The sequence below is a fragment of the Paraburkholderia mimosarum LMG 23256 = NBRC 106338 genome (assembly GCF_000739815.1).
Classification (GTDB): domain Bacteria; phylum Pseudomonadota; class Gammaproteobacteria; order Burkholderiales; family Burkholderiaceae; genus Paraburkholderia; species Paraburkholderia mimosarum.
The window spans coordinates 267,497-287,935 of sequence record NZ_BBJJ01000001.1; the positions used below are offsets into that span (position 1 = coordinate 267,497).

The window sequence follows — 20,439 nt, forward strand, 5'->3', positions numbered from 1 at the left end:
CTGAAGGGAAGTGAAGGGAAGAACGCAAGGCCGCCCGCCCGGGCGGGCGGCCTCGCCGTCAGGATTCAAGCTCACCCGCGACGATTTCGTCGCGATAGCACCAGATCCACGTTTCGCCGGGCTCGATTGAACGCACCAGCGGATGGCCGGTCGCGTGAAAATGCCTGCTTGCATGCCGGTTGGGCGACGAATCGCAGCAGCCGACGTGTCCGCAAGAAAGACAAAGCCTCAAATGTACCCACGGCTGGTTGAGCTTCACGCAGTCCTCGCAATAGTCGACGGACGTGTGGAAAATCAGGGCTTCGCCCAGGTGCGTGCAACCAGGGGTCATGATCGTTCTCCTCGGACGGGTGCGCGCAGACGCGCGCGGATCAAGGTCGCGCTTCTCAAGCGCTATTGAGGTAGCGATGTACCAGCGCCACAGCCATTGCCCCCTCGCCAACTGCCGACGCCACGCGTTTGATCGACGCGTGGCGCACGTCGCCCGCCGCGAATACGCCGGGCATGCTGGTTTCCAGATGCAGCGGCGCGCGGTCGAGCGGCCATTTCAGGTCCGTTGGATATTCCTGCAGATCTGGGCCGGTCACGAGATAGCCGGCTTCATCGCGGACGATGCCGACTTCCTTCGCCCATTCGGTCTGCGGCACACCGCCAATGCAGACGAATAGCCAGTTCGTTTTGACCGTGCGGGCCTGGGCGGTTCGCACATCGGTCAACGTGATCTCCTGCAACACGTCGCTGCCTGCGAGGGCGGTAACTTCGACGCACGTGCGCACTTCAATGTTCGACGCCGATGTAATGCGATCCACCAGGTATTGTGACAACGTGTTCTTGAGCGATGCGTCCCGCACGAGCATGAAGACGCGGTTGGCGGACTGCGAAAAATGCATGGCGGCCTGTCCCGCCGAATTGCCGCCGCCCACCACATATACGTCATCGCCATGGATCAGCGCGGCCTCACTGGCGCCAGCGCCGTAATAGAGGCCTGCACCGAGAAAGCGCTCTTCACCTGCCAGACCTAGCGTGCGATATGCCACGCCGGTCGCGCAGATAGACGTGCGCGCCGTGATACGCGTGCCGTCTTCCAGAAATACGATGCCCTGGCCGGGCGGGAATTCCGCGCGCACGCCGGTGCGCGCGAGCAGGATTTCGGCGCCGAACCGGATGGCCTGGTCGCGCGCCCGTTCAGCGAGCTCCGCGCCGCTCACGCCCTTTGGAAAGCCCAGATAGTTCTCGATCTTCGAACTGCTACCTGCCTGTCCGCCCAGAGCCCAGCGCTCTACCAGTACGGTATGCAGTCCCTCCGATGCACCGTACACCGCGGCGCTCAATCCCGCCGGTCCTGCGCCGTAAATCGCAAGATCGTAGGCCTCACGGGATGGACTCGCAAACCAGCCGAGCTTCTCGGTGATTTGCCGGATGGTCGGACATTCCAGCCGCGTTCCGTCGTGGAAGACGCAGACCGGCAGGCGGGAATCGGAAACGTGCTGTACGCGCGCCAGTTCCTCAGCTTCCTTATCGCTGCCCAGTTCGATCCATTCGAACGGTATGTCGCAGCGATGCAGGAAGTCGCGTATCGCGTAGCCATGTGCGCTGCGCATGCGTCCATAAATCCTGACCATGAATATGCTATCCACCTTTGAGGACGTCACGACTTCGTTTCGTTTTCTCGCGCTTCACGAGCAGGCGGCCGCGCCGGGATAACGGCGGTTGGCCGTATTAGTGCACCGTAAGCACATCGGAATTTGGCGTCTTTCGAGAAGCTGCCGGATTTTGTTCGCTATCCGCTGATGGTCCCATCACATCGGGTTGTGCGACTCTTCCAGCTTGTGATCGATAAATCGCGTGCCCCATTCGATGCCGTCGCGCACCGCCTCCGCCTGCGTAAGCCATTCCGGCTGAATTGTCTCCAGACGGAATTCGGCCACGGAACTATCGGCATGGCGCACACTCACCTTCGCCTGCCACGCGCCGTATGCATTCTGCTCCGGCTGTACCGCGATCTCGTAGCCTCGATGCTCAAACACGTGCCTTTGCATGAGCGGCTCCGGTTTCGTATCAAGGCGTCAATCTGGAAGCACGAACTCGGTGCGCATGTCTTCGATCACCTTCTGGACATGATGTGCGCAATCTACGCCGAGGTCATTGAGCGGCACCATGTTCCAGTTGCGGCCGGATGCGTCAGGCGGGTGCCGCTCCGGTAGCGGTATGCGCACCCGCAAAGCTCCCGGCACGTCAGCGGCGATTTTCACCATGCGGTTCTGCAGTTCGTCGCGAATCTGCTCAGCGGTTCGAACGGTCTTCGGCATCGGCCTGCCTCCCTCGGTTGCACGTCCCAATCGGGACTGAATAGCTCATACGTGCCTCTTGCGCGAGCATGCACCGACGATGCATTAAGTCTAGTCTCTGATCCGGGGGATGTACGGATAATCGCTCACTTCTGCGGACTGCATCAAGGGAAGGCGCGCCGCAAAGCTGCTCTTCGGAGAAATGCCCAAAAGGCCACAAGGGCCCGATCTGCTCCAGGCCGGCCCGTATCGTATCTAAAGCCGGTGTCCGCAGCTGATGAGCTGCTGGCGAGCTGACAAGAACGAAGATACTCGACCTGCTAGACTCAAGCGACCGGGCCAGGCTTGAGCGTATTCCATATTGCGCTCGTTAGGGTACAGTGCATGGACCTGCTGCTTCAGGCTTAGTACCTCTTCGAATACATGACAGGAACCTGTATCAGAATCGCGAGATAGTTCGACCTCTGCTATCAATAACTGAATATGTCAGTATCCACAAAGAAGCCGCGCAAACGCGGAGGACCGTAGCATGTGCGTTACGCGACCGTCGAATGGACTGTGCACGGCGCATGTGCAATCCATGCACGTGCGGTGCGCTCGCGGCGCAGCGACGGCCCTCCGGGAGTCAAATCATGGAAAGTAAGAAAAGCTGGCTACGCAAGGATCTCGATGCGTTGCGTCAGCAGTGGGACATGCTAACCTTTTATGAACGATTCGAGCAGCTTGTCGGGCATGTGCTGAGCGTCGTGATTTCCATCATTATCCTCGTGTCGCTCTGGCAGTTGATTCGCGCGGTGAGTTCATTGCTGGTTTCGGACGCGCTGAACCCGCTGGATCACGCGGTGTATCAGACCATCTTCGGGATGGTCATGACGCTGCTGATCGCAATGGAATTCAAACATTCGATTACGCGCGTGATGTCGCGGCGCGATCACATCGTGCAGGTCAAAACGGTGCTTCTGGTCGCGCTGCTGGCCATCGCCCGCAAATTCATCATTCTCGATCCGGCCAGTGCGCCCGCCCAGATCGCGGCGCTTGCATTTGCGCTGGTGGCACTGGGGATCGTCTACTGGCTGATGCGGCAGCGTGATGACCCGCTCGACGCGACGATCGCCGTGCAAGCGGAGCGTGATCGCGAGGTGCACGCGCAGCGACAGCAAGGGGGACCGCCCCGCGACGGCGGTCAGACCGACAATTGACGTGAGTCGCCGCGTTCGTCACCTGATGAGCGTAAGCTCTTAACACACGCCGGCAACGCTCGTGCACCGCGCGTCCGACCGCGGTCGGCAGTATTCCGGAAGGACCAGGGAAGCGTCCGTGGACTCCTCGGAAGCAACCCACTCGTCCGTATATTCCTCGCGCGGATCGCACACCGTGACCTGATAATCCAGCCCCACCGCGATGCTGCACAGATAGCGCGACAGCCGTCCCGCGCCGATCACCAGCATCCGGTAACGGGGCCCATGGATGGTCAGCAGCGTCGTCCCGTCGAAGACGACGCCGTCCGCCGCCTGCGCGGGTTCGAGGCGCGCAGCGCCCGGGACGGGGCCGACGACGATAGTACGGCGCGCCGTCTTTCATGAGGTGGGCGTCGTATCGCTAACCTACGGCATCGAGTCGTTGATTGCAGCCGGGCGTCCATCAAGGCCACCCGAGGCGATCGTGCAAGGCATACCACGGGGGAGACGGCGTGGCGTTGGGCCCACCATTCAAAGCGTTCCAGGGAGTTCCTGGACGTTCCGTTTTTCTCGCCCTCAGTCCAGATTCGATAGGGACGCCGGTCTTCCCGGACGTCCTTGGGTAGCCGCTTCATCCGTTGATTGCCGCCGATTCGTGGGGGTAGTTTTTGGGGTAGAACGCAGGCTATGAAGCGAGATACCCCAGTGTCCCCACCGAGACCGCAATCCGCAAAGCCAATGTCAAGCATGAAGCCTGTCACGCGGTAGCGACAGTCACGCATAAATTGAAAAGTAATCCGAAGTTTTTGCATAGCTAATCGCCATGATGGGCACGTTACGACGGAAGTCGTAAAGATTTGCTAGCTACGCAGAGGCAACGGGGCGAGCGGTATATCGGGCGAGCGCGTTTGCATGGCGGCCACTCTCCGGCGTCCTTGAGGCGGGCATGAATGTCGTGGGCTTCTTCTCCCATCGTCCGCCAGGGGGCATGTGCTAGTCCGCGCTGACGACAAGAAGACGACCTGCTGCCGGCATTCGGCGCATTGCGTCGAATGTCCTTGACTTGCGACTGCGGACGTTGGTGTGCCATATCGACGCCAGGCGCGTGTTTCGCCGTCATACGCTTCGTGGTTTGGCCTAATGCTGATGACGATGGTGAATATCCGGGAAATGCGCGTGCGAGTGCGTGATGGGCAGGTGGACATGCGGATGGGTGTGGGGCTCGTCACCGGCATACGGAAAGTCGTGCTCGTGCTGATGATGTTCGTCGTGGCGGTGCCGGTGCCGGTGTGAGTGCTCCATCAGTTCGTGCGTATGCTCGTGCTCGTGGCGCTCGCGAAGATGAAGCCAGATGCCAGGCGCCATCAATGCTGCGGCGATCCAGAAGGTGATGGACGGAAGTTCTGGCCAGATGAGCAGTGAAATGGCGACACCGAACAACGGTGCGACCGAGAAGTAGGCACCGGTCCGTGCGGTTCCAGGATGACGAAGCGCGACGACAAACAGAACAAGGCTCACGCCGTAGCCGGCAAGCTCCAGTCGCGACCGCAATCGCAAGATTCACGGGACCAGCAATCAGACCTTTCAGACAGGCGATCACCATTGCGTCGTTCGCGGACACCTTGCGCGTGAGATTGTTGTCGATTGCCCAGCATAGGCACGCTCCGACGATTAGCAGCGCACCGGCCGACACACCCGTGTTCCCCGGCGTCCAGGACAGCATCACGCCCCCGGCGACGATCGCAACCATGCCGAGAAACACCTGCAGATCGACGTTCTCCCGAAAAACCACCCACGCAATCACGGCAGTCAGCACGCCCTCAAGGTTCAGCAGCAGCGAACTCGTTGCGGCCGGCGTGCTCGACAGACCAGGCATAAGGAGGGCCGGCCCGGCGACACCTGCCCGTATTCCGGCGTGGCAACGACGATCGCACAAAAGTTAACTTGTAGATTTAGCTACGCGTGTGTAAGGTAGTCTACATGGAAAATATCACAACCTGGTCGCTCCTCGTTCTGACGCTGCCAACGGAGAACGCGACTGCCCGAATGCGCTTCTGGCGCGCACTGAAGGCGAAAGGCTGCGCGGTGCTGCGCGACGGCATTTATCTGTTGCCTCACACGGAGGCGCGCGAGGAGATGCTGCGCGAACTGGCGGGTGCCATTGCTGACAGTGGTGGCACCGCGCACCTGCTGCGCGCGGCGAGCCTCGATACCGCACAGGAAGCGGAATTCCGGGCGCTTTTCGACCGCACTGACGACCATGCGGAGTTCATGCGCGCGCTGAAGGAGGCACGCAAGACGGTTTCCGGCCAGTCAGCGGCTGAGCTCACGAAGCTGTTGAGGCGTCTGCGCAAGGATTACGAGACCATCGTCGCAATAGACTTCTTCCCGGGCGATGCCGCTACCCGTGCCGAGGCTGCGTGGCAGGACTTCATCGGACTGGTCGATACCGTGCTTTCGCCGGGCGAGCCCCATTCCGCCGAGCGGCCGATCCGAAGCCTCCCAGTCAGCGACTATCAGGGGCGCACCTGGGCCACGCGCCAGCATATGTGGGTCGACCGCGTCGCAAGCGCCTGGCTGATCCGGCGCTTCATCGACCGCGATGCGAACTTCATCTGGCTCACCTCGCCCAGTGCCTGCCCGTCCAGCGCGCTCGGTTTCGACTTCGACGGCGCCGCGTTCACTCACGTCGGCGAGCGCGTGACGTTCGAAGTGCTGGTTGCGAGTTTTGGTCTCGACAAGGATCCCGCGCTGCTGCGACTTGGCGAGATGGTTCACGCGCTCGACGTGGGCGGCGCCCCGGTGCCCGAAGCCATTGGGTTCGAAGCCGTGATGGCAGGGGCGAGGGTGCGCGCGGCAAATGACGACCAGCTGCTGGATGAAATGGGTCGCGTCCTCGACTCGCTCTACACGCACTTTGTCTCCGCTGCAAAAGGCCGGGACGCCGGAGGACGATCGTGAGCACTACGACGGCGACGGCACCCGGCTACACGCTCGGCCAGCTGGTCCTGTACATGCTGCGGCTTGGCACGTTCGGGTTTGGCGGACCGGTGGCGCTTGTCGGCTATATGCATCGCGATCTCGTCGATCAGCGCAAATGGATCAGCGAGTCGGATTACCGCGAAGGACTGGCGCTCGCGCAGATGATGCCGGGACCACTGGCTGCCCAGCTTGGCATCTATATGGGCTACGTGCACTATCACATCGTAGGTGCAACGCTGGCCGGCATCGCGTTCGTGCTGCCGTCATTCCTGATGGTGGTCGGCCTTGGCTGGGCCTACGCCCACTTCGGCGGGCTCTCGTGGATGCAGGCGGCCTTCTACGGGGTGGGTGCCGCAGTCGTCGGAATCATCGCGATGAGCGCGTACAAGCTCACCACGAAGACCATCGGCAGGAACAGACTCCTGTGGGCGATCTACCTGACGGTCGCTGCGGTGACTGTCCTCACCGAATCGGAGATCGCGTGGCTTTTCATTGCAGGCGGCCTCATCAACTGGTTCGTCGTTGCCCCGCCGAAATGGCTCAGCAAGGGCGGCCTGAATGCTGCAGCAGCGGCGCAGCTGCCGGCTGCGAGCGGCGTGCTCAGTGGTCTCGACTGGCCACTGCTTGGCCAGATCGGACTGTTCTTCGCGAAGGCGGGCGCTTTCGTTTTTGGCTCGGGCCTTGCAATCGTCCCGTTCCTTTACGGCGGCGTGGTCACCGAGCATCACTGGCTCAACGACAAGCAGTTCGTCGATGCCGTGGCCGTCGCCATGATTACGCCTGGACCGGTCGTGATCACGGTTGGCTTCATCGGCTATCTGGTCGCTGGACTCCCGGGCGCCTGCGTGGCGGCGCTTGGTACCTTCCTGCCTTGTTATCTCTTCACGGTGCTGCCAGCGCCGTACTTCAAGAAGTACGGCAAGCTGCCCGCCGTCAAGGCATTCGTCGACGGCATCACTGCCGCTGCTGTTGGCGCCATTACCGGCTCGGTGATCGTGATTGCGCGGCGCTCGATCATTGACTGGCCGACGATCGCGCTCGCGCTCGCGACCGTGCTGCTGCTGTGGCGGTTCAAGAAGCTGCAGGAGCCGGTCATCGTCATCGCCGCGGCGCTCATCGGGCTTGCCGTCTATCCGCTCATTCATGCACACGGCGTATGAAAGCGCTGGGCGAACGAACCCGCGAGCGAATGCGCACGGCTGAACTTGCGTCGAGCTGGTGAGCTGTGCGCGTAGCGTCGTTGTCTGCAGCAACAGGAGTCGCCCATGAACTTCGAGATCAAACCCCTCGCCTGTGACCCTTCGCGGCTTGCCGGTCTGTCGGAAAAACTTGTCGTCAGTCACTACGAGAACAACTATGCGGGCGCAGTCAAACGCCTGAACGCAATCACCGCACAGCTTGCGGAAATCGACGTGTGCACTGCTCCCGTCTTCGTGCTCAATGGGCTCAAGCGCGAGGAACTGATCGCCGCCAATTCGATGATCCTGCATGAAATCTACTTCGAGTCGCTGGGCTCGAGCGACCCGGTCAGCGGAGCGCTCGAAACAGCGCTTGCACGCGATTTTGGCAGCGTTGAGCGCTGGCACGCCCAATTTTCCGCCATGGGCAAGGCGCTTGGTGGCGGCTCCGGGTGGGTGCTGCTCAGCTGGTCGCCACGCCTTGGAAAGCTGGTGAACCAGTGGGCGTCCGACCACGCGCATACGCTCGCCGACGGCGTGCCCATCCTGGCGCTCGACATGTACGAGCATTCATATCACATCGACTTCGGCGCAAAGGCAGGCGCCTATGTTGACGCGTTCATGGAGAACGTGAACTGGCAGAACGTCAGGACGCGATTCGAGTCGCTGATCATCTGAGCGCCCGGATGGCGATTTCTCGACACGAATGGGGAGGACATGATGTTGATTCCCAACCGGCGATATGCAATTGCCAGTCTGATTCTCGCGTGCGTGCTTGCGACAACCGGCTGCAAGCAGCGGCCTGGCGAAAAAGCGGCCGGCCAGACCATTGAGCTCTCACAGGTGCCGGCCCCTGTCAAAGCCACCATTGAACAGCAGGCACAGGGTCGCCCGGTCAGTGAAATCGAGAAGCACACCGCCCGGGGCGCGACCCAATATGACGTCACGCTGGGGTCCGGCGACCAGAAACAGACACTGCTTGTCGACGAGACTGGCAAGGTCGTCGCGACGAATGACGGCGAGAAAGACGACGACTGATCAGGCGTGACGTCACAGCTGCATCAAAGGAGGAGGCGTTATGAAATGGATTACGCGCGAACGGCCCAAAATCGACCGTATTGCCTGCCCGTGGCTGATTACCCGTTTCATCGACAAGGAACCAGAGTTCCTCTACGTGCCTCGCGACGAGGTTAAGCGCCTCGCTCAGGAAACTGGGGCGATTCCCTTCGACGTGCCGGACGTCGAACTCGGTCACCACGGCGAACTCTGCAGCTTCGATGCCTTCCTGCAGAAATATCAACTGGACGAACCCGCGCTGGTCAGGCTCGCCAGCATCGTGCGGGGCGCCGATACCGGGCGGCTCGATCTGGCGCCAGAGGCGACCGGGCTCTACGCCATCTCGATTGGCCTGTCGCGCAACTTCACCGACGATCATGAGCAGTTGCAGCACGGCATGATCGTCTACGACGCGCTGTATGCGTGGTGCAAGAGCAGCAATGAACGCACGTGAGGAACGTCGCTCCGTTTCGCTGGCAGCCCGGATATCAAGACGGGTGTTGCCAGCGGGCGCTGACCGCGCGGCGCGGCTGCTGCTGGTAAGCCGTGGACTGCGGGGCTTCTGTGACGGTTTCATCGCGGTGCTGTTACCCGCCTGGCTGCTCGCGCTCGGGTTCGCCAAGGTCGACGTCGGCCTGATCAGCACCGCGACGCTGGTCGGCTCCGCTGTTGCCACGATCGCAGTCGGTGTGCTTGCCAATCGCTTCGCGGCACGGCGGATGTTTATATTCGCCGCGGCACTGATGGTCGCGACCGGCCTCGGCTTTGCGGGGTTATCGTCGCTGCTGCCGCTGCTCATTGTTGCCTTTGTCGGAACGCTCAATCCGAGCTCGGGCGACGTCAGTCTTTTTCTCCCCCTCGAACAATCGCGGCTTGCGGGGATGGCGACGGGAGACGCACGAACGGCGCTATTCGCCCGCTACAGCCTGGTCGGTGCCGTTTCGGCAGCGGTCGGTTCACTCGCAGCGGGCGTGCCCGCATGGCTGGTAGCACACGCACGCATGGCGGAACTTACGGCCATGCGTACGATGTTTATCGTGTATGCGGTGACGGGCGGTGCGATCTGGTTGCTCTATCGTCGCCTGCCGCCCTCTGGCGCACAGACTTCCGGCCCGGGCGCACCGCTCGGTGAGTCACGGCGCATCGTGACGCGTCTCGCGTTGCTGTTCAGCGTCGATGCGTTTGCCGGCGGCCTGGTCGTCAATGCCTTGATGTCGCTCTGGCTCATGCAACGCTTCGGCCTGTCAGTCGGTGCGACGGGCCAGTTCTTTTTCTGGGCGGGGCTGCTCACCGCGCTCTCCCAACTGGCCGCACCGCCACTCGCCAGCAAGATCGGGTTGCTGAACACAATGGTGTTCACGCATATTCCGGCCAGCCTGTGCCTGATCGCCGCGGCCTTTGCCGCTTCGTTGCCGATGACGCTGGCGCTGCTGCTTGCGCGCAGCGCATTGTCCCAGATGGACGTTCCTACGCGCACCGCCTACGTGATGGCTGTCGTCACGCCGGCCGAGCGGGCCGCCGCTGCGAGCTTCACTTCGGTACCGCGAAGCCTCGCTGCCTCACTGGCACCGTCTCTGGCGGGAGGCCTGATCGGCATCGGCTGGCTCGGCGCACCGCTTGTCGCCTGCGGCGCCCTCAAGATCGCCTATGACCTGTCGCTGCTTTTCCTGTTCCGCCACGTCAAGCCGGATCGCTGAGAACAATGATCGAAATTCATTCCTGCAACGCAGGCGTGAGGAGACCAGCCAGAGCGCAGTTTTCGAAAGAACAAAATTGCTGCGTACTCGTGCACCCTGTCCGAGGAGGAATTTCTGATGTCATCGTTAAGACGCTTCTCACAAGCTTTAATCGTCGCCGCGAGTGTCTGTGCTTCTGTCAGCCCAGCCGATGCACAACAGCATGCGGCAATCGATACGGCTCGCATTGAACAGATTACCGGCCTGAAAGGGACATTCTCCAAACAGGATGACGTGTTCAAGATCTCGAAACCGCGCAACGATGTGAAGGTGCAGGTAGATGGCTGGACGATGCCGCCGTTCATGGGACTCACGTCCTATGCGGCGTTCAAGCCGGCCCACGGTTCGCAGGTCATGATGATGGGCGACACCGTGGTGTTCGAAGATGAGGTCAATCCGGCCATGAGTGCGGCGCTTGACGCCGGACTGGAAGTGACCGCGCTCCACAATCATTTCTTCTTCGATCAGCCCAAGGTGTACTTCATGCATATCGGCGGCACCGGTGATGCCGCAACACTCGCGGAGGGCGTCAAGAAGGTCTACGACAGGATCGCTGAAGTCCGCGCGGCCCACGCCGATCCTGAAAATGCCTTTCCCGGCCACATTGGGGATTCGAACAGCATCAGCCCCGCGCCACTCGAAGCGGTGTTCGGCTCGAAGGGGCAGACGAACAACGGCATGTTCAAGGTGGTCGTCGGGAGGACGGCCAGCATGCACGGCGTCACCGTTGGCAACGAGATGGGCGTCAACACGTGGGCCGCATTCGCCGGCACGGACGATGAGGCGGTAGTCGACGGTGATTTCGCCATGCGTGAAAGCGAGCTGCAGGCGGTGCTCAAGCGCATGCGCGCTTCGGCGATCAATATCGTGGCCATCCATCAGCACATGACGGGTGAGTCGCCCCGCATCCTGTTCCTGCACTACTGGGGCAAGGGTAAGGCCGTCGACCTGGCCCAGGGTGTCAAGGCGGCTCTGGACGCGCAGGCCGCGATCGCGCATTGACGCGCTGCGCGGCCATTCGTGCGCGACGCCATCGCAGCCGCCATGAGCGTAGTGGTGGCAGTCGCGCCGCAGGAGGAATTCATGAAAACCTTGCAACAGTGGCGTTTGCGCCCGGCGGTCCTGTTGTACCTCGTCCTCCTCGGTCTGTGCACAGCCTTGGGCGTTCTGGTGCATATGGTTCCGCCCGCTGTCGGGCAGGTGGTCAACACTCTCCCGCTAGCGCACGTCGCAGATATCCCGCTGCCGGGTCGCGCCACGCGGCTTGACTACGCAAGCTACGATCCCAATCGCCATCTGCTGTTCATCGCGCACCTCGGCGACGGAGAGGTGATTGCCGTTGATGTGAATAGTTCGCGCGTGGTCGCACGGGTTGCTGACGTTTCATCCGTGCATGGCGTACTTGCAATTCCCGAAATATCGCGCGTGTATGCCTCGGCGACGGGCACCGACGAGATCGTGGCCATCGATGAAACAACATTCAAAGTCGTCGCGCGCATGCCTGGCGGACACTATCCGGACGGGATGGCTTACGCGCCCGAGGTGCACAAGCTCTACGTATCTGACGAGACCGGTAGCACGGAAACCGTCGTGGATGTCCGGACCAACCAGCGTGTCGCGACGATTCCGCTTGGTGGCGAGGTTGGCAACACGCAATACGATGCGCAATCGCATCACATTTTCGTCAACGTGCAGTCACGCAACGAACTCGTCGAAATCGATCCGACGGTCGACAGGATCGTTGCCCGCTTTGCCCTCCAGGGAGCCGACGACAACCATGGACTGCTGATCGATTCGCGGGATAGCCTTGCGTTCGTTGCCTGTCAGGGCAACGACAAGCTGCTCGTGTTCGACATGGCAGCACGGCGGGTGGTCCAGTCGTTTGACATCGGCAAGGACCCGGATGTACTCGCGTTCGATCCGGCACCGGGCAGGCTCTATGTGGCCGGGGAAGCGGGCGTGGTTTCGGTTTTCAGTGTCAAGGGCCCGCGTGTAGCCAGCGTCGGCGAAGGGCGGCTCGGACCGAACGCGCACGTGGTCGCTGTCGACCCCGCGACACACCGTTCATATTTCCCGCTGAAGAACGTTGATGGACACCCGGTGCTGCGCGTGATGGCGCCCGGCTGATGTCTTCCATGGCTGAAATACAGTCTGACTCTGTGTCAATACGTGGGCTGGATATGAAAGTACTCACACTGCTCCTGATGCTCGCACAGCGTGCCGGTGCGATAACGCCCTGGATGAGACGATTACACTACGGCGCGGGGAGGACGACATGAAGGCGCGTTTATCGCCGGCGAAGCCAGCGCTGCCCGTTGTCCTCGTCTATCGTGGGTCACGCACGAGGGATCGGACCGGTCACGAGGTCGATACGCTTTGGGCGCTCGCGAGGCAGATTGCCGAACTGAAGGGCACGACGCTTGCGGGCGAGTTCAATGAGAGCGATGCCTATCCCGCGCATCGCTATCTGGTCCCGGAGGACACGCTGACGCTGACGCAAGCGCGCAAGCTCGGGGTACGATCCGTGCGCGATCTGTTCGGCGGCGTCGTGCCGTTTCCGTTCGTCGCGACGAAGCTGATCGCACACGCGCTGCCCGACGACGCGCAGGCTTCGCCGCCTGGCTGGTCGCGCGCATTCGGCGAACACATTGCTTCGCTGGTGTTGCCGGGCTATTCCGCGTTTTCGCGCGACGATGCCTGCAACGCGGCGCGCAGGCTCTGGACGCAGGGCCGTGTGCGGGTCAAGCGGCCCTATGGGATCGGCGGAGCGGGACAGGCACTGGTCGCCAATATGGATGAACTGAATGCGGAACTCGACGCGCTCGGCGGAGAGGCGCTTGCAGCGGAAGGCATTGTCGTCGAACGGCATCTGGACGACATTGAAACGTTGAGCGTCGGCCAGGTGACGCTCGACGATCTGGTCGCGAGCTACTATGGCGTGCAGCATCTGACGCTCAACAACCATGGTCACCATGTATATGGCGGCACAGACCTGGTGGTCGTGCATGGCGGCTTCGACATGCTTGCGCAACTCGAGGTCACAAGCGATATCCGTGAGGCGATCAGCAAGGCGCGCGCATTCGATGCCGCCGTGCAAAACGACTACGCCGGCATTTTCGCATCGAGACGCAACTACGACGTCGCGTGGGGCATCGATGCGCAGGGCGTGCGCCATTGCGGCGTGCTCGAGCAGTCGTGGCGGGTGGGCGGCGCAACGGGCGCGGAGCTCGGCGCGTTACACGTGTTCAGGGCGTACCCTCAGGTATGTGCGGTGCGCGCCTCGACACGTGAGCTCTACGGAGACGACGTACAGGTGCCCGACGGCGCCTGCATCATCTATCGAGGCGTCGATGCGCACGCGGGCGCCATCACGAAGTACTACACGGTGGATCGCCATACCTTGCAACGGAGCAGCGGAAAATGACAGCGGAACGTTATGGCGTGCAGATCAAGGTCGAGAACGGCTACCTCGACGGGACCCTGCTCGCACCGAAGACAACGGTGCCGGGCGTTCTTTTCGTGCACGGCTGGGGCGGCAATCAGGAGCAGTATCTCGAGCGCGCCCGGCAAACGGCGGCATTCGGCTGCGTCTGCCTGACCTTCGATCTGACGGGACATGGACGTACGCTCGATGAACAGCAAAAGGTGACGCGGGAAACCAATCTGCAGGACCTGCTTGCCGCCTACGACGCGCTCGTTGACCATCCGTTGGTCGATCGCGATGCGGTTGCTGTGATCGGCAGCAGCTACGGGGGCTATCTCGCAGCGATCCTGACGGAACTGCGTCCCGTGCGTTGGCTGGGTCTGCGCGTACCGGCGCTCTACCTCGACGAAGGATGGCACACGCCGAAGCGCGCGCTGCACGTCGAGCATGATCTCGTCGCGTATCGCAAACGCATCGTGCCATCGTCGGACAATCGCGCGTTGCGCGCGGCGGCCCGCTTTGGTGGAGATGTGCTGCTCGTCGAATCAGAGCATGACGAGATCGTGCCGCACACTGTGATCGCCAGCTATCTGCAGGCCTTTTTGCAGGCGCACTCGCTCACGTACCGGATCATCGAAGGCGCCGACCATGGGCTATCGGACGATCCCAGCCAGCGGGCCTATACCGCGCTTGTCGTGAACTGGCTGATGGAAATGGTCGCGGGCCGGCGAGCAGGGGTCCGCGGGACTGCGCCGGAGCATGCTGCGACCTGGTGAGCCCGCGAGCGATTCGTGCACCGATCACCGCGTGAATGCGACTTGTCCTCGGTATCGGGGCATCACATGACGACCGGCGAACTCGGCAACTCGTCGCGGGGAGGGCAGTGAGCCGGAAAATGCTTCGCGAGAAGTTGGGTAACCTGCTCTATACCTCGCAGGACGCCGGACTGGTACGCATCCTGTCGAAATGCTGCTTCCATCGCACGACAGATTGCCTCCCACTCGCTGCTATCTACTTTCGCGTGAATACCGCGGTCCGCAATGATTTCCACATCCCTGTCAGCAAGGAGAAGATAGATAAGCACGCCATTGTTGTACTCGGTATCCCAGACGCGGAGCTGGGAGAAGATATCAATTGCCCGCTCGCGGGCAGACACCCCTTTGAAAAGCGCAGCGCTGTGTAATGCCCCCTCGACCGCGAACCTGACCTGGCCAATGTGCGCCTGATGGCTTTTCTGCACTGCCTTCTCGATGGCATGAAGCGAACGGCGGGGGAAGGCTGCATTGACGTGCCAACGGGTCATGAAGAGGTGTCTGAAAAATCGCTTCGAGTCCATGATTACCACCTGCCTGATGCGCCGCCGCCGCCGAATCCGCCACCGCCGCCCCGAAAGATGTCGCGATTTGAACCGCCACCGAATCTGCCGGACCCACCGCCGATGAACCGGCCGCCAACATAGGCGCCCATTCCGCTACCCAGAAGCGTGAACATCAATGCAATCGCACCCGCAGCGACGGCAACGAGGAAGGCGCCAGACAGGAGCCACGCCAGCAACCCAATCAGTCCGCCCGTGACGATTGCGCCTGGCAGCCTGCCGATTATCGTGCGCAGTATGCCGCCTGCGATGACGGTCAGCATGAAGAGTATCGGCAGCAACCCCCTGGAACCGCCAGAACTTCGTTCTGGCGGTGCAGGCAATGGCTCGCCGTCGACAACACGCATGATGCTTTCGACGCCGGACGAGATGCCACCGTAGAAATCCGCCTGCCTGAATCGCGGAACAATCGTTTCGTCGATTATGCGGTTGCTCGTCGCGTCGGTGAGCACGCCTTCGAGGCCATATCCAACTTCGATACGCAGTGTCCGGTCGTTTTTCGCGACAATCAGCAGAACGCCGTCGTCGACATTCTTGCGGCCAAGCTTCCATTGCTCGACGACGCGCATCGAATACTGTTCGATAGTCTCCGGCTGCGTCGTCGGAACGATGAGGACAGAAATCTGTGCGCCCTTTTTGGCCTCGAAATCCTTCAGCGTCTGCTCGAGGGTCGCCCTTTGCTCGTCCGTGAGCGTGCCTGTCTCGTCTGTCACCCTTGCCGTCAAGACAGGCACAGCGACATCGGCCTGAACTTCAGCGCTGACAAACGAGAAGAGTGCGACGATGAGTGCAATCGCCACGCGCACGACGTTCAATTGGACACCCCGCCCGCTGACGCCGGCGGCGTCCCGAAATCCACGCGCGGCGCTTTCGAAACCTCGGCTTCGTTACTGACCGAGAAGCTGGGTTTTTCCTGAAAACCGAAGGCCTTTGCCGTCAGGTTGGACGGGAATGACCGTACCGTTGTGTTGTAAGCCTGAACGGCCCGGATATAGCGATTCCTCGCGACGGCAATGCGGTTTTCCGTCCCTTCGAGCTGCGCCTGTAAATCCCGGAAGTTCGCGTCGGCTTTCAGTTGTGGGTAGTTCTCGGAGACCACCAGCAACCTCGACAGGGACGAAGTCAGCTGCCCCTGTGCAGCCTCAAATTCGGCGAAGGCTTGCGGGTTCGAAAGCAGTTCCGGCGTTGCTTTGATCGAACCCACCTGTGCGCGAGCTTCGGTCACACGCGTGAGCACGTCTCTTTCATGATTCGCGTACCCCTTGACCGTGCTGACGAGGTTTGGCACGAGGTCTGCGCGGCGTTGATACTGATTCAGCACTTCCGACCAGCTTGCCGTAACCTGTTCGTCCTGGGTCTGGATGGTGTTGTAGCCGCAACCAGACAGCCCGAGAACGATAGCCAGCAGGAGCAAATTCCTGAGCGTGCGTGTCACCATTTTTCCAATCCGCAAGGAGCTGACGAGCGCGACGCGAAAGGGCACAGACAAGCTGCCACTCACTTGCACGCTCAGACCAGGATCTTCACGTTACGCGGCCGGCATCCGCCCCTTTTGATGCAGGTCAATGAGCGTCTCCGTTTCGCATTTGACGCGACGCTCATCTCGACACGGTGGCAATCTGTCCCCTTTCGATGTCAAGCCGTTGACTTGCATCAATATCTTCTGCCGCGTAGCCGGTAGCTTGAGGAAGACATTTCCAATATGGCTGCAGGACATAAAAGCTCGCGCCAGAGCAGTTGCGTCAGCGGCAGCACATGACTGGTGGCGATGCGCGCCGCACGGCGTGATATCAGTGTCTGGGTCCTGCTGGTCACGTAAATTCACTTCGGAGAATTTCTGATGGACGAGGTTCCACACGGCGCACGCCCTTTCTGGAAGTCACGGGCGGCAATTGCGATGACCGTCTTTGGTTTAATCGCGGTCTTTCTGATGTTTTCCGAGCATCGTGCCCACTTCCTCGGTGTGATCCCTTATCTGCTGCTGCTCTCATGCCCATTGATGCATCTGTTCATGCACCACGGCCATGGCCATGGGCAACATTCGCACCGGGACAGTGCCGACCGGGAGAAATCAGGAGACGGCCATGATTCATTCCGCTAGCGGATACGGCCTGTGGGGACTGGTTGTTGTCAATTCCCTCGTCTTCATCATTTTTGCCTTCAGCTTTTTCAAGCCTTCGACGAAGCGGGACTGGCGCACGTTCGGCGGATTCTCCGCGTTCATCGTCGCCCTGTTTGCGGAGATGTACGGGTTCCCGCTCACCGTTTACCTGCTCTCGGGGTGGCTCCAATCCCGATTTCCGCAAACCGACCTGTTTTCGCATGATTCCGGGCACCTCTGGTGGATGATGACGGGCCGGCACGGCAATCCACATTTCGCTCTCCCGCATCTGCTAAGCCTCGCCTTCATCTTCGGTGGCTTTTACCTGCTGGCGAAGGCCTGGCACGTGCTATATGACGCGCAGCGCAGCGGAAAGCTGGCGACCTGCGGACCCTATGCCAGGATTCGACACCCGCAGTACGCCGCCTTTGTCGTCATCATGTTCGGGTTTCTGCTCCAGTGGCCGACGCTCGTGACGCTCGTGATGTTCCCGGTGCTGGTCTTCATGTACGTGAAGCTGGCCATGCAGGAGGAGCAGGAAGCCGAAGAGCAGTTCGGCGAGGCCTGGCGAGAGTACGCCGCGCGCACGCCGCGCTTTATTCCCAGATTATCGGGGGATGACGCGGTACACGTGCATTGAGTCATTCCGGGAACGTTCACGATGTCAGACCCGCATACCCATGCCCACGCCAGAGTCGAGCCCGTGGACGAACACGCCGTCGCCACGCAAGGCGTATCCGAAGCCCTTGATCCGGTATGCGGAATGAAGGTCACAACGGATTCGGCAAATCACCTCACCCACCGAGACCAGACATATTACTTCTGCAGCATCAAGTGCCTGGGGGCATTTCAGGCTGAACCGGATAGATACCTTGATCCGACGGAGAAAAAGAACAGTCGCGTCCGCGAGCCAGGTTCCGGTGTCATCTACACGTGCCCAATGCATCCGCAAATTCGTGCCTCGGCCCCGGGAGCATGCCCCATCTGCGGTATGGCCCTGGAGCCGGTTACCCCTGCGGCGACGGAAGAACGAAACGTCGAACTGGAATCGATGACGCGACGTTTCTGGGTGAGTCTCGCGCTGTCGATTCCGCTGCTTCTCATGACGATGGGCAAAATGGTTTTGCCCTTCGATATCGACGCGGGACTCGAACATCTTTTCGGCCCGTGGCCATTGCCCCACTGGATGCAGGCGTCATGGGCCCAGTGCGTTCAAGCGTTGCTTGCTACCCCCGTGGTGTTATGGGCCGGCTGGCCGTTTCTGCAACGCGGCTGGAAGTCGTTTGTCACGCGGCGGCTGAACATGTTCAGTCTCATCGGCCTGGGCGTCGCTGCTGCCTACGCGTTCAGCGTATTCGCACTTTTCTTCCCCGGCACGCTACCGCAAGCGTTCAGAAGCGGGAACGAACTGCCGCTGTATTTCGAGGCTGCTGCGGTAATCGTGACCCTCGTGCTGCTTGGGCAGGTGCTCGAACTTCGCGCACGTTCACGCACGTCGAGCGCCATCCGTGACCTGCTTCAGCTTGCGCCGCACACGGCCGTTCGCGTCCGGCCCGACGGCACGGAAGATATTGTGCGGCTCGAAGACGTCACCGTCGGCGACACCCTTCGCGTCAAGCCGGGTTCGAAGATACCCGTCGATGGCGTGGTGGTTGATGGGCGGTCGAGCGTCGACGAGTCAATGATTACCGGCGAACCGATTCCCGCCGAGAAGGTCGCGGGCAGCAAGGTGACCGGCGCAACCGTCAACCAGACCGGAACGTTCCTGATGCGCGCGGAGAAGGTTGGCTCCGACACGCTGCTCGCGAGGATCGTGCAGATGGTCGCGGAGGCTGGGCGCTCGCGTGCGCCTATCCAGAAACTCGCCGACCAGGTCTCAGGATGGTTCGTGCTCGCAGTCATTGGCCTTGCGGCCGCTTCTTTTGTCGTCTGGGCCGTGGCCGGTCCTGCGCCCGCGCTGGCAAACGCACTGGTCGTTGCCATCAGCGTGCTCATCATCGCCTGCCCGTGCGCGCTCGGCCTCGCTACACCTGTATCCATCATCGTCGGGGTTGGACGTGGCGCTGGCGAAGGCGTGCTCATCAAGGACGCGGAAGCCCTGGAGTTGATGGAGAAGGTCGACACCGTCGTGGTCGACAAGACCGGAACCCTCACGGAGGGCAAACCGCGCGTGCAGACGGTCGTTGCGCTCGATGGCCGTTCCGGATCCCAGGTGCTTGGCTACGCCGCGAGTCTCGAAGGTGCGAGCGAGCACCCTCTCGCGCAGGCCATCATCACGCACGCGAAGGAAGCGGGAACGGGCACGAATCGCGTAGAAGATTTCGACTCGGTTCCCGGCAAAGGCGTGACCGGGAAAATCGAAGGGCACGTGGTATCGCTGGGCAATATGCGCCTGATGGAGGAGATGAAAATCAACTGCTCGTCGATCGAAGAAAATACCGACGAGCTGCGCGATGCGGGGCAAACGGTCATGTATGTCGCGATAGACAGCGAACTGGCTGGCTACATCGGCGTGGCGGACCCCGTGAAAGGCACGACACCGGATGCCGTGCGCCTGCTGAAAGCGTCCGGCGTGCGCATTGTCATGCTTACCGGCGACAATCCCGTCACCGCGAACGCCGTGGCAAAGGCGCTCGCGCTCGATGGCGTCAGGGCCGGCGTGCTGCCTGAAGACAAGTACAAGCATGTGCAGGAGCTTCAGGCACAGGGACACGTCGTCGCCATGGCCGGAGACGGTGTGAACGACGCGCCTGCGCTCGCGCAGGCAAATGTTGGCATCGCGATGGGCACTGGAACGGACGTGGCCATGAACAGCGCCCGCGTCGTTCTCGTCAAGGGAGACCTGCGCGGCATCGCGCGCGCCCGTGCATTGAGCGTTGCCACGATGAAGAACATCCGCCAGAACCTGTTCTTCGCATTTGCCTACAACGCGGTGGGGATTCCAGTCGCGGCTGGTGTGCTCTATCCGTGGCTTGGTATTGTGCTCAGCCCGATTATCGCCAGTGCCGCAATGGCGTTGAGTTCGGTCTCTGTCATCGGCAACGCGCTACGGCTACGGACCGCGCGGACTTGACGAGGGGCCGTCGCGTCTGTCCCGGATGGAGCGTTGCTTGCCCAGGGA

General features: G+C 61.4%; 21 protein-coding genes and 2 pseudogenes. 14 read left to right on the forward strand and 9 right to left on the reverse strand.

All coding sequences use genetic code 11. From position 1 onward, the window contains the following. Positions 1-58 precede the first annotated feature (58 nt). The 4 genes from BMI01S_RS01130 to BMI01S_RS01145 form a co-directional block, all read right to left on the reverse strand. Positions 59-331: a UBP-type zinc finger domain-containing protein gene (locus BMI01S_RS01130; protein WP_028229836.1), complete on the reverse strand. Its 273-nt coding sequence runs from the start codon at positions 329-331 to the stop codon at positions 59-61. Between the two features lie 55 nt (positions 332-386). Then, positions 387-1,601 (reverse strand): NAD(P)/FAD-dependent oxidoreductase, encoded by a 1,215-nt coding sequence (locus BMI01S_RS01135; protein WP_244145267.1) that lies wholly within the window; start codon positions 1,599-1,601, stop codon positions 387-389. Positions 1,602-1,799: 198 nt separating this feature from the next. Next, on the reverse strand, positions 1,800-2,039 hold the full coding sequence (locus BMI01S_RS01140; RefSeq protein WP_051381256.1) for a DUF6566 family protein: 240 nt from the start codon (positions 2,037-2,039) through the stop codon (positions 1,800-1,802). A 27-nt stretch (positions 2,040-2,066) separates the two neighbouring features. After that, positions 2,067-2,309, reverse strand: coding sequence for a hypothetical protein (locus BMI01S_RS01145; RefSeq protein ID WP_028229838.1), 243 nt, complete (start codon positions 2,307-2,309; stop codon positions 2,067-2,069). Between the two features lie 611 nt (positions 2,310-2,920). Here BMI01S_RS01145 and BMI01S_RS01150 point away from each other — a divergent pair. After that, complete coding sequence (locus BMI01S_RS01150) at positions 2,921-3,487, forward strand: phosphate-starvation-inducible PsiE family protein (RefSeq protein ID WP_028229839.1); 567 nt, start codon at positions 2,921-2,923, stop codon at positions 3,485-3,487. A 51-nt stretch (positions 3,488-3,538) separates the two neighbouring features. Here the strand turns inward: BMI01S_RS01150 and BMI01S_RS42840 are convergent. After that, positions 3,539-3,826 (reverse strand): annotated as a pseudogene (locus BMI01S_RS42840) (XdhC family protein); the annotation flags it as partial. A 777-nt stretch (positions 3,827-4,603) separates the two neighbouring features. After that, a pseudogene (locus tag BMI01S_RS01160) lies at positions 4,604-5,366 on the reverse strand (DMT family transporter); the annotation flags it as partial. Between the two features lie 80 nt (positions 5,367-5,446). Between BMI01S_RS01160 and BMI01S_RS01165 the strand changes: the two are divergent. The 10 genes from BMI01S_RS01165 (at position 5,447) to BMI01S_RS01210 (ending at position 14,618) form a co-directional block, all read left to right on the forward strand. Then, a complete protein-coding gene (locus tag BMI01S_RS01165; RefSeq protein WP_036044067.1) occupies positions 5,447-6,427 on the forward strand; it encodes a chromate resistance protein ChrB domain-containing protein in 981 nt (326 codons plus the stop codon). Next, the gene (locus BMI01S_RS01170) at positions 6,424-7,608 is read left to right on the forward strand and encodes a chromate transporter (RefSeq protein ID WP_028229842.1); all 1,185 of its coding nucleotides are present in this window, start codon (positions 6,424-6,426) and stop codon (positions 7,606-7,608) included. Before BMI01S_RS01165 ends, BMI01S_RS01170 begins: the two co-directional genes overlap by 4 nt. Positions 7,609-7,713: 105 nt before the next feature. Further along, positions 7,714-8,304: a superoxide dismutase gene (locus BMI01S_RS01175; protein ID WP_028229843.1), complete on the forward strand. Its 591-nt coding sequence runs from the start codon at positions 7,714-7,716 to the stop codon at positions 8,302-8,304. A gap of 39 nt (positions 8,305-8,343) precedes the next feature. Continuing rightward, on the forward strand, positions 8,344-8,664 hold the full coding sequence (locus tag BMI01S_RS01180) for a hypothetical protein (RefSeq protein WP_051381258.1): 321 nt from the start codon (positions 8,344-8,346) through the stop codon (positions 8,662-8,664). A 40-nt stretch (positions 8,665-8,704) separates the two neighbouring features. Then, positions 8,705-9,136 carry a chromate resistance protein ChrB domain-containing protein gene (locus tag BMI01S_RS01185; protein WP_028229845.1) on the forward strand — a complete coding sequence of 144 codons (432 nt, stop codon included), beginning with the start codon at positions 8,705-8,707 and terminating at the stop codon, positions 9,134-9,136. Then, positions 9,123-10,379, forward strand: a complete 1,257-nt coding sequence (locus BMI01S_RS01190) for an MFS transporter (protein WP_028229846.1) — start codon at positions 9,123-9,125, stop codon at positions 10,377-10,379. The genes BMI01S_RS01185 and BMI01S_RS01190 overlap by 14 nt, the downstream gene beginning before the upstream one ends. Positions 10,380-10,496: 117 nt before the next feature. Continuing rightward, the gene (locus BMI01S_RS01195) at positions 10,497-11,420 is read left to right on the forward strand and encodes a DUF1259 domain-containing protein (protein ID WP_028229847.1); all 924 of its coding nucleotides are present in this window, start codon (positions 10,497-10,499) and stop codon (positions 11,418-11,420) included. 81 nt (positions 11,421-11,501) lie between these two features. Beyond that, a complete protein-coding gene (locus BMI01S_RS01200) occupies positions 11,502-12,545 on the forward strand; it encodes a YncE family protein (protein WP_042288087.1) in 1,044 nt (347 codons plus the stop codon). A gap of 148 nt (positions 12,546-12,693) precedes the next feature. Continuing rightward, positions 12,694-13,842, forward strand: a complete 1,149-nt coding sequence (locus BMI01S_RS01205) for a DUF3182 family protein (RefSeq protein WP_028229849.1) — start codon at positions 12,694-12,696, stop codon at positions 13,840-13,842. After that, positions 13,839-14,618 carry an alpha/beta hydrolase family protein gene (locus BMI01S_RS01210; protein ID WP_028229850.1) on the forward strand — a complete coding sequence of 260 codons (780 nt, stop codon included), beginning with the start codon at positions 13,839-13,841 and terminating at the stop codon, positions 14,616-14,618. The genes BMI01S_RS01205 and BMI01S_RS01210 overlap by 4 nt, the downstream gene beginning before the upstream one ends. A 62-nt stretch (positions 14,619-14,680) precedes the next feature. Here the strand turns inward: BMI01S_RS01210 and BMI01S_RS01215 are convergent, their stop codons facing one another. From BMI01S_RS01215 to BMI01S_RS01225, 3 genes are read right to left on the reverse strand one after another with little or no spacing between them, the layout of a single operon-like run. Further along, positions 14,681-15,178: a TPM domain-containing protein gene (locus tag BMI01S_RS01215; protein WP_028229851.1), complete on the reverse strand. Its 498-nt coding sequence runs from the start codon at positions 15,176-15,178 to the stop codon at positions 14,681-14,683. A gap of 2 nt (positions 15,179-15,180) precedes the next feature. Beyond that, entirely contained in the window at positions 15,181-16,011 is an 831-nt protein-coding gene (locus BMI01S_RS01220) for a TPM domain-containing protein (protein ID WP_407668919.1), read from the reverse strand. Between the two features lie 17 nt (positions 16,012-16,028). After that, a complete protein-coding gene (locus tag BMI01S_RS01225; protein WP_042287984.1) occupies positions 16,029-16,655 on the reverse strand; it encodes a LemA family protein in 627 nt (208 codons plus the stop codon). Between the two features lie 402 nt (positions 16,656-17,057). Between BMI01S_RS01225 and BMI01S_RS38720 the strand changes: the two genes are divergently transcribed. From BMI01S_RS38720 to BMI01S_RS01235, 3 genes are read left to right on the forward strand one after another with little or no spacing between them, the layout of a single operon-like run. Then, the gene (locus BMI01S_RS38720; RefSeq protein ID WP_028229853.1) at positions 17,058-17,318 is read left to right on the forward strand and encodes a DUF2933 domain-containing protein; all 261 of its coding nucleotides are present in this window, start codon (positions 17,058-17,060) and stop codon (positions 17,316-17,318) included. Beyond that, the gene (locus BMI01S_RS01230) at positions 17,302-17,958 is read left to right on the forward strand and encodes a methyltransferase family protein (protein WP_028229854.1); all 657 of its coding nucleotides are present in this window, start codon (positions 17,302-17,304) and stop codon (positions 17,956-17,958) included. Before BMI01S_RS38720 ends, BMI01S_RS01230 begins: the two co-directional genes overlap by 17 nt. 21 nt (positions 17,959-17,979) lie before the next feature. Beyond that, positions 17,980-20,391, forward strand: a complete 2,412-nt coding sequence (locus tag BMI01S_RS01235; RefSeq protein WP_407668905.1) for a heavy metal translocating P-type ATPase — start codon at positions 17,980-17,982, stop codon at positions 20,389-20,391. Positions 20,392-20,439: the final 48 nt, after the last annotated feature.

Bases quoted from the DNA above. Each gene is read 5' to 3' on its own strand.
- BMI01S_RS01130 (WP_028229836.1), bottom strand. From the start codon at position 331: ATGACCCCTGGTTGCACGCACCTGGGCGAAGCCCTGATTTTCCACACG.
- BMI01S_RS01135 (WP_244145267.1), bottom strand. From the start codon at position 1,601: ATGCGCAGCGCACATGGCTACGCGATACGCGACTTCCTGCATCGCTGC.
- BMI01S_RS01140 (WP_051381256.1), bottom strand. From the start codon at position 2,039: ATGCAAAGGCACGTGTTTGAGCATCGAGGCTACGAGATCGCGGTACAG.
- BMI01S_RS01145 (WP_028229838.1), bottom strand. From the start codon at position 2,309: ATGCCGAAGACCGTTCGAACCGCTGAGCAGATTCGCGACGAACTGCAG.
- BMI01S_RS01150 (WP_028229839.1), top strand. From the start codon at position 2,921: ATGGAAAGTAAGAAAAGCTGGCTACGCAAGGATCTCGATGCGTTGCGT.
- BMI01S_RS01165 (WP_036044067.1), top strand. From the start codon at position 5,447: ATGGAAAATATCACAACCTGGTCGCTCCTCGTTCTGACGCTGCCAACG.
- BMI01S_RS01175 (WP_028229843.1), top strand. From the start codon at position 7,714: ATGAACTTCGAGATCAAACCCCTCGCCTGTGACCCTTCGCGGCTTGCC.
- BMI01S_RS01180 (WP_051381258.1), top strand. From the start codon at position 8,344: ATGATGTTGATTCCCAACCGGCGATATGCAATTGCCAGTCTGATTCTC.
- BMI01S_RS01185 (WP_028229845.1), top strand. From the start codon at position 8,705: ATGAAATGGATTACGCGCGAACGGCCCAAAATCGACCGTATTGCCTGC.
- BMI01S_RS01190 (WP_028229846.1), top strand. From the start codon at position 9,123: ATGAACGCACGTGAGGAACGTCGCTCCGTTTCGCTGGCAGCCCGGATA.
- BMI01S_RS01195 (WP_028229847.1), top strand. From the start codon at position 10,497: ATGTCATCGTTAAGACGCTTCTCACAAGCTTTAATCGTCGCCGCGAGT.
- BMI01S_RS01200 (WP_042288087.1), top strand. From the start codon at position 11,502: ATGAAAACCTTGCAACAGTGGCGTTTGCGCCCGGCGGTCCTGTTGTAC.
- BMI01S_RS01205 (WP_028229849.1), top strand. From the start codon at position 12,694: ATGAAGGCGCGTTTATCGCCGGCGAAGCCAGCGCTGCCCGTTGTCCTC.
- BMI01S_RS01210 (WP_028229850.1), top strand. From the start codon at position 13,839: ATGACAGCGGAACGTTATGGCGTGCAGATCAAGGTCGAGAACGGCTAC.
- BMI01S_RS01215 (WP_028229851.1), bottom strand. From the start codon at position 15,178: ATGGACTCGAAGCGATTTTTCAGACACCTCTTCATGACCCGTTGGCAC.
- BMI01S_RS01225 (WP_042287984.1), bottom strand. From the start codon at position 16,655: ATGGTGACACGCACGCTCAGGAATTTGCTCCTGCTGGCTATCGTTCTC.
- BMI01S_RS38720 (WP_028229853.1), top strand. From the start codon at position 17,058: ATGGACGAGGTTCCACACGGCGCACGCCCTTTCTGGAAGTCACGGGCG.
- BMI01S_RS01230 (WP_028229854.1), top strand. From the start codon at position 17,302: ATGATTCATTCCGCTAGCGGATACGGCCTGTGGGGACTGGTTGTTGTC.
- BMI01S_RS01235 (WP_407668905.1), top strand. From the start codon at position 17,980: ATGTCAGACCCGCATACCCATGCCCACGCCAGAGTCGAGCCCGTGGAC.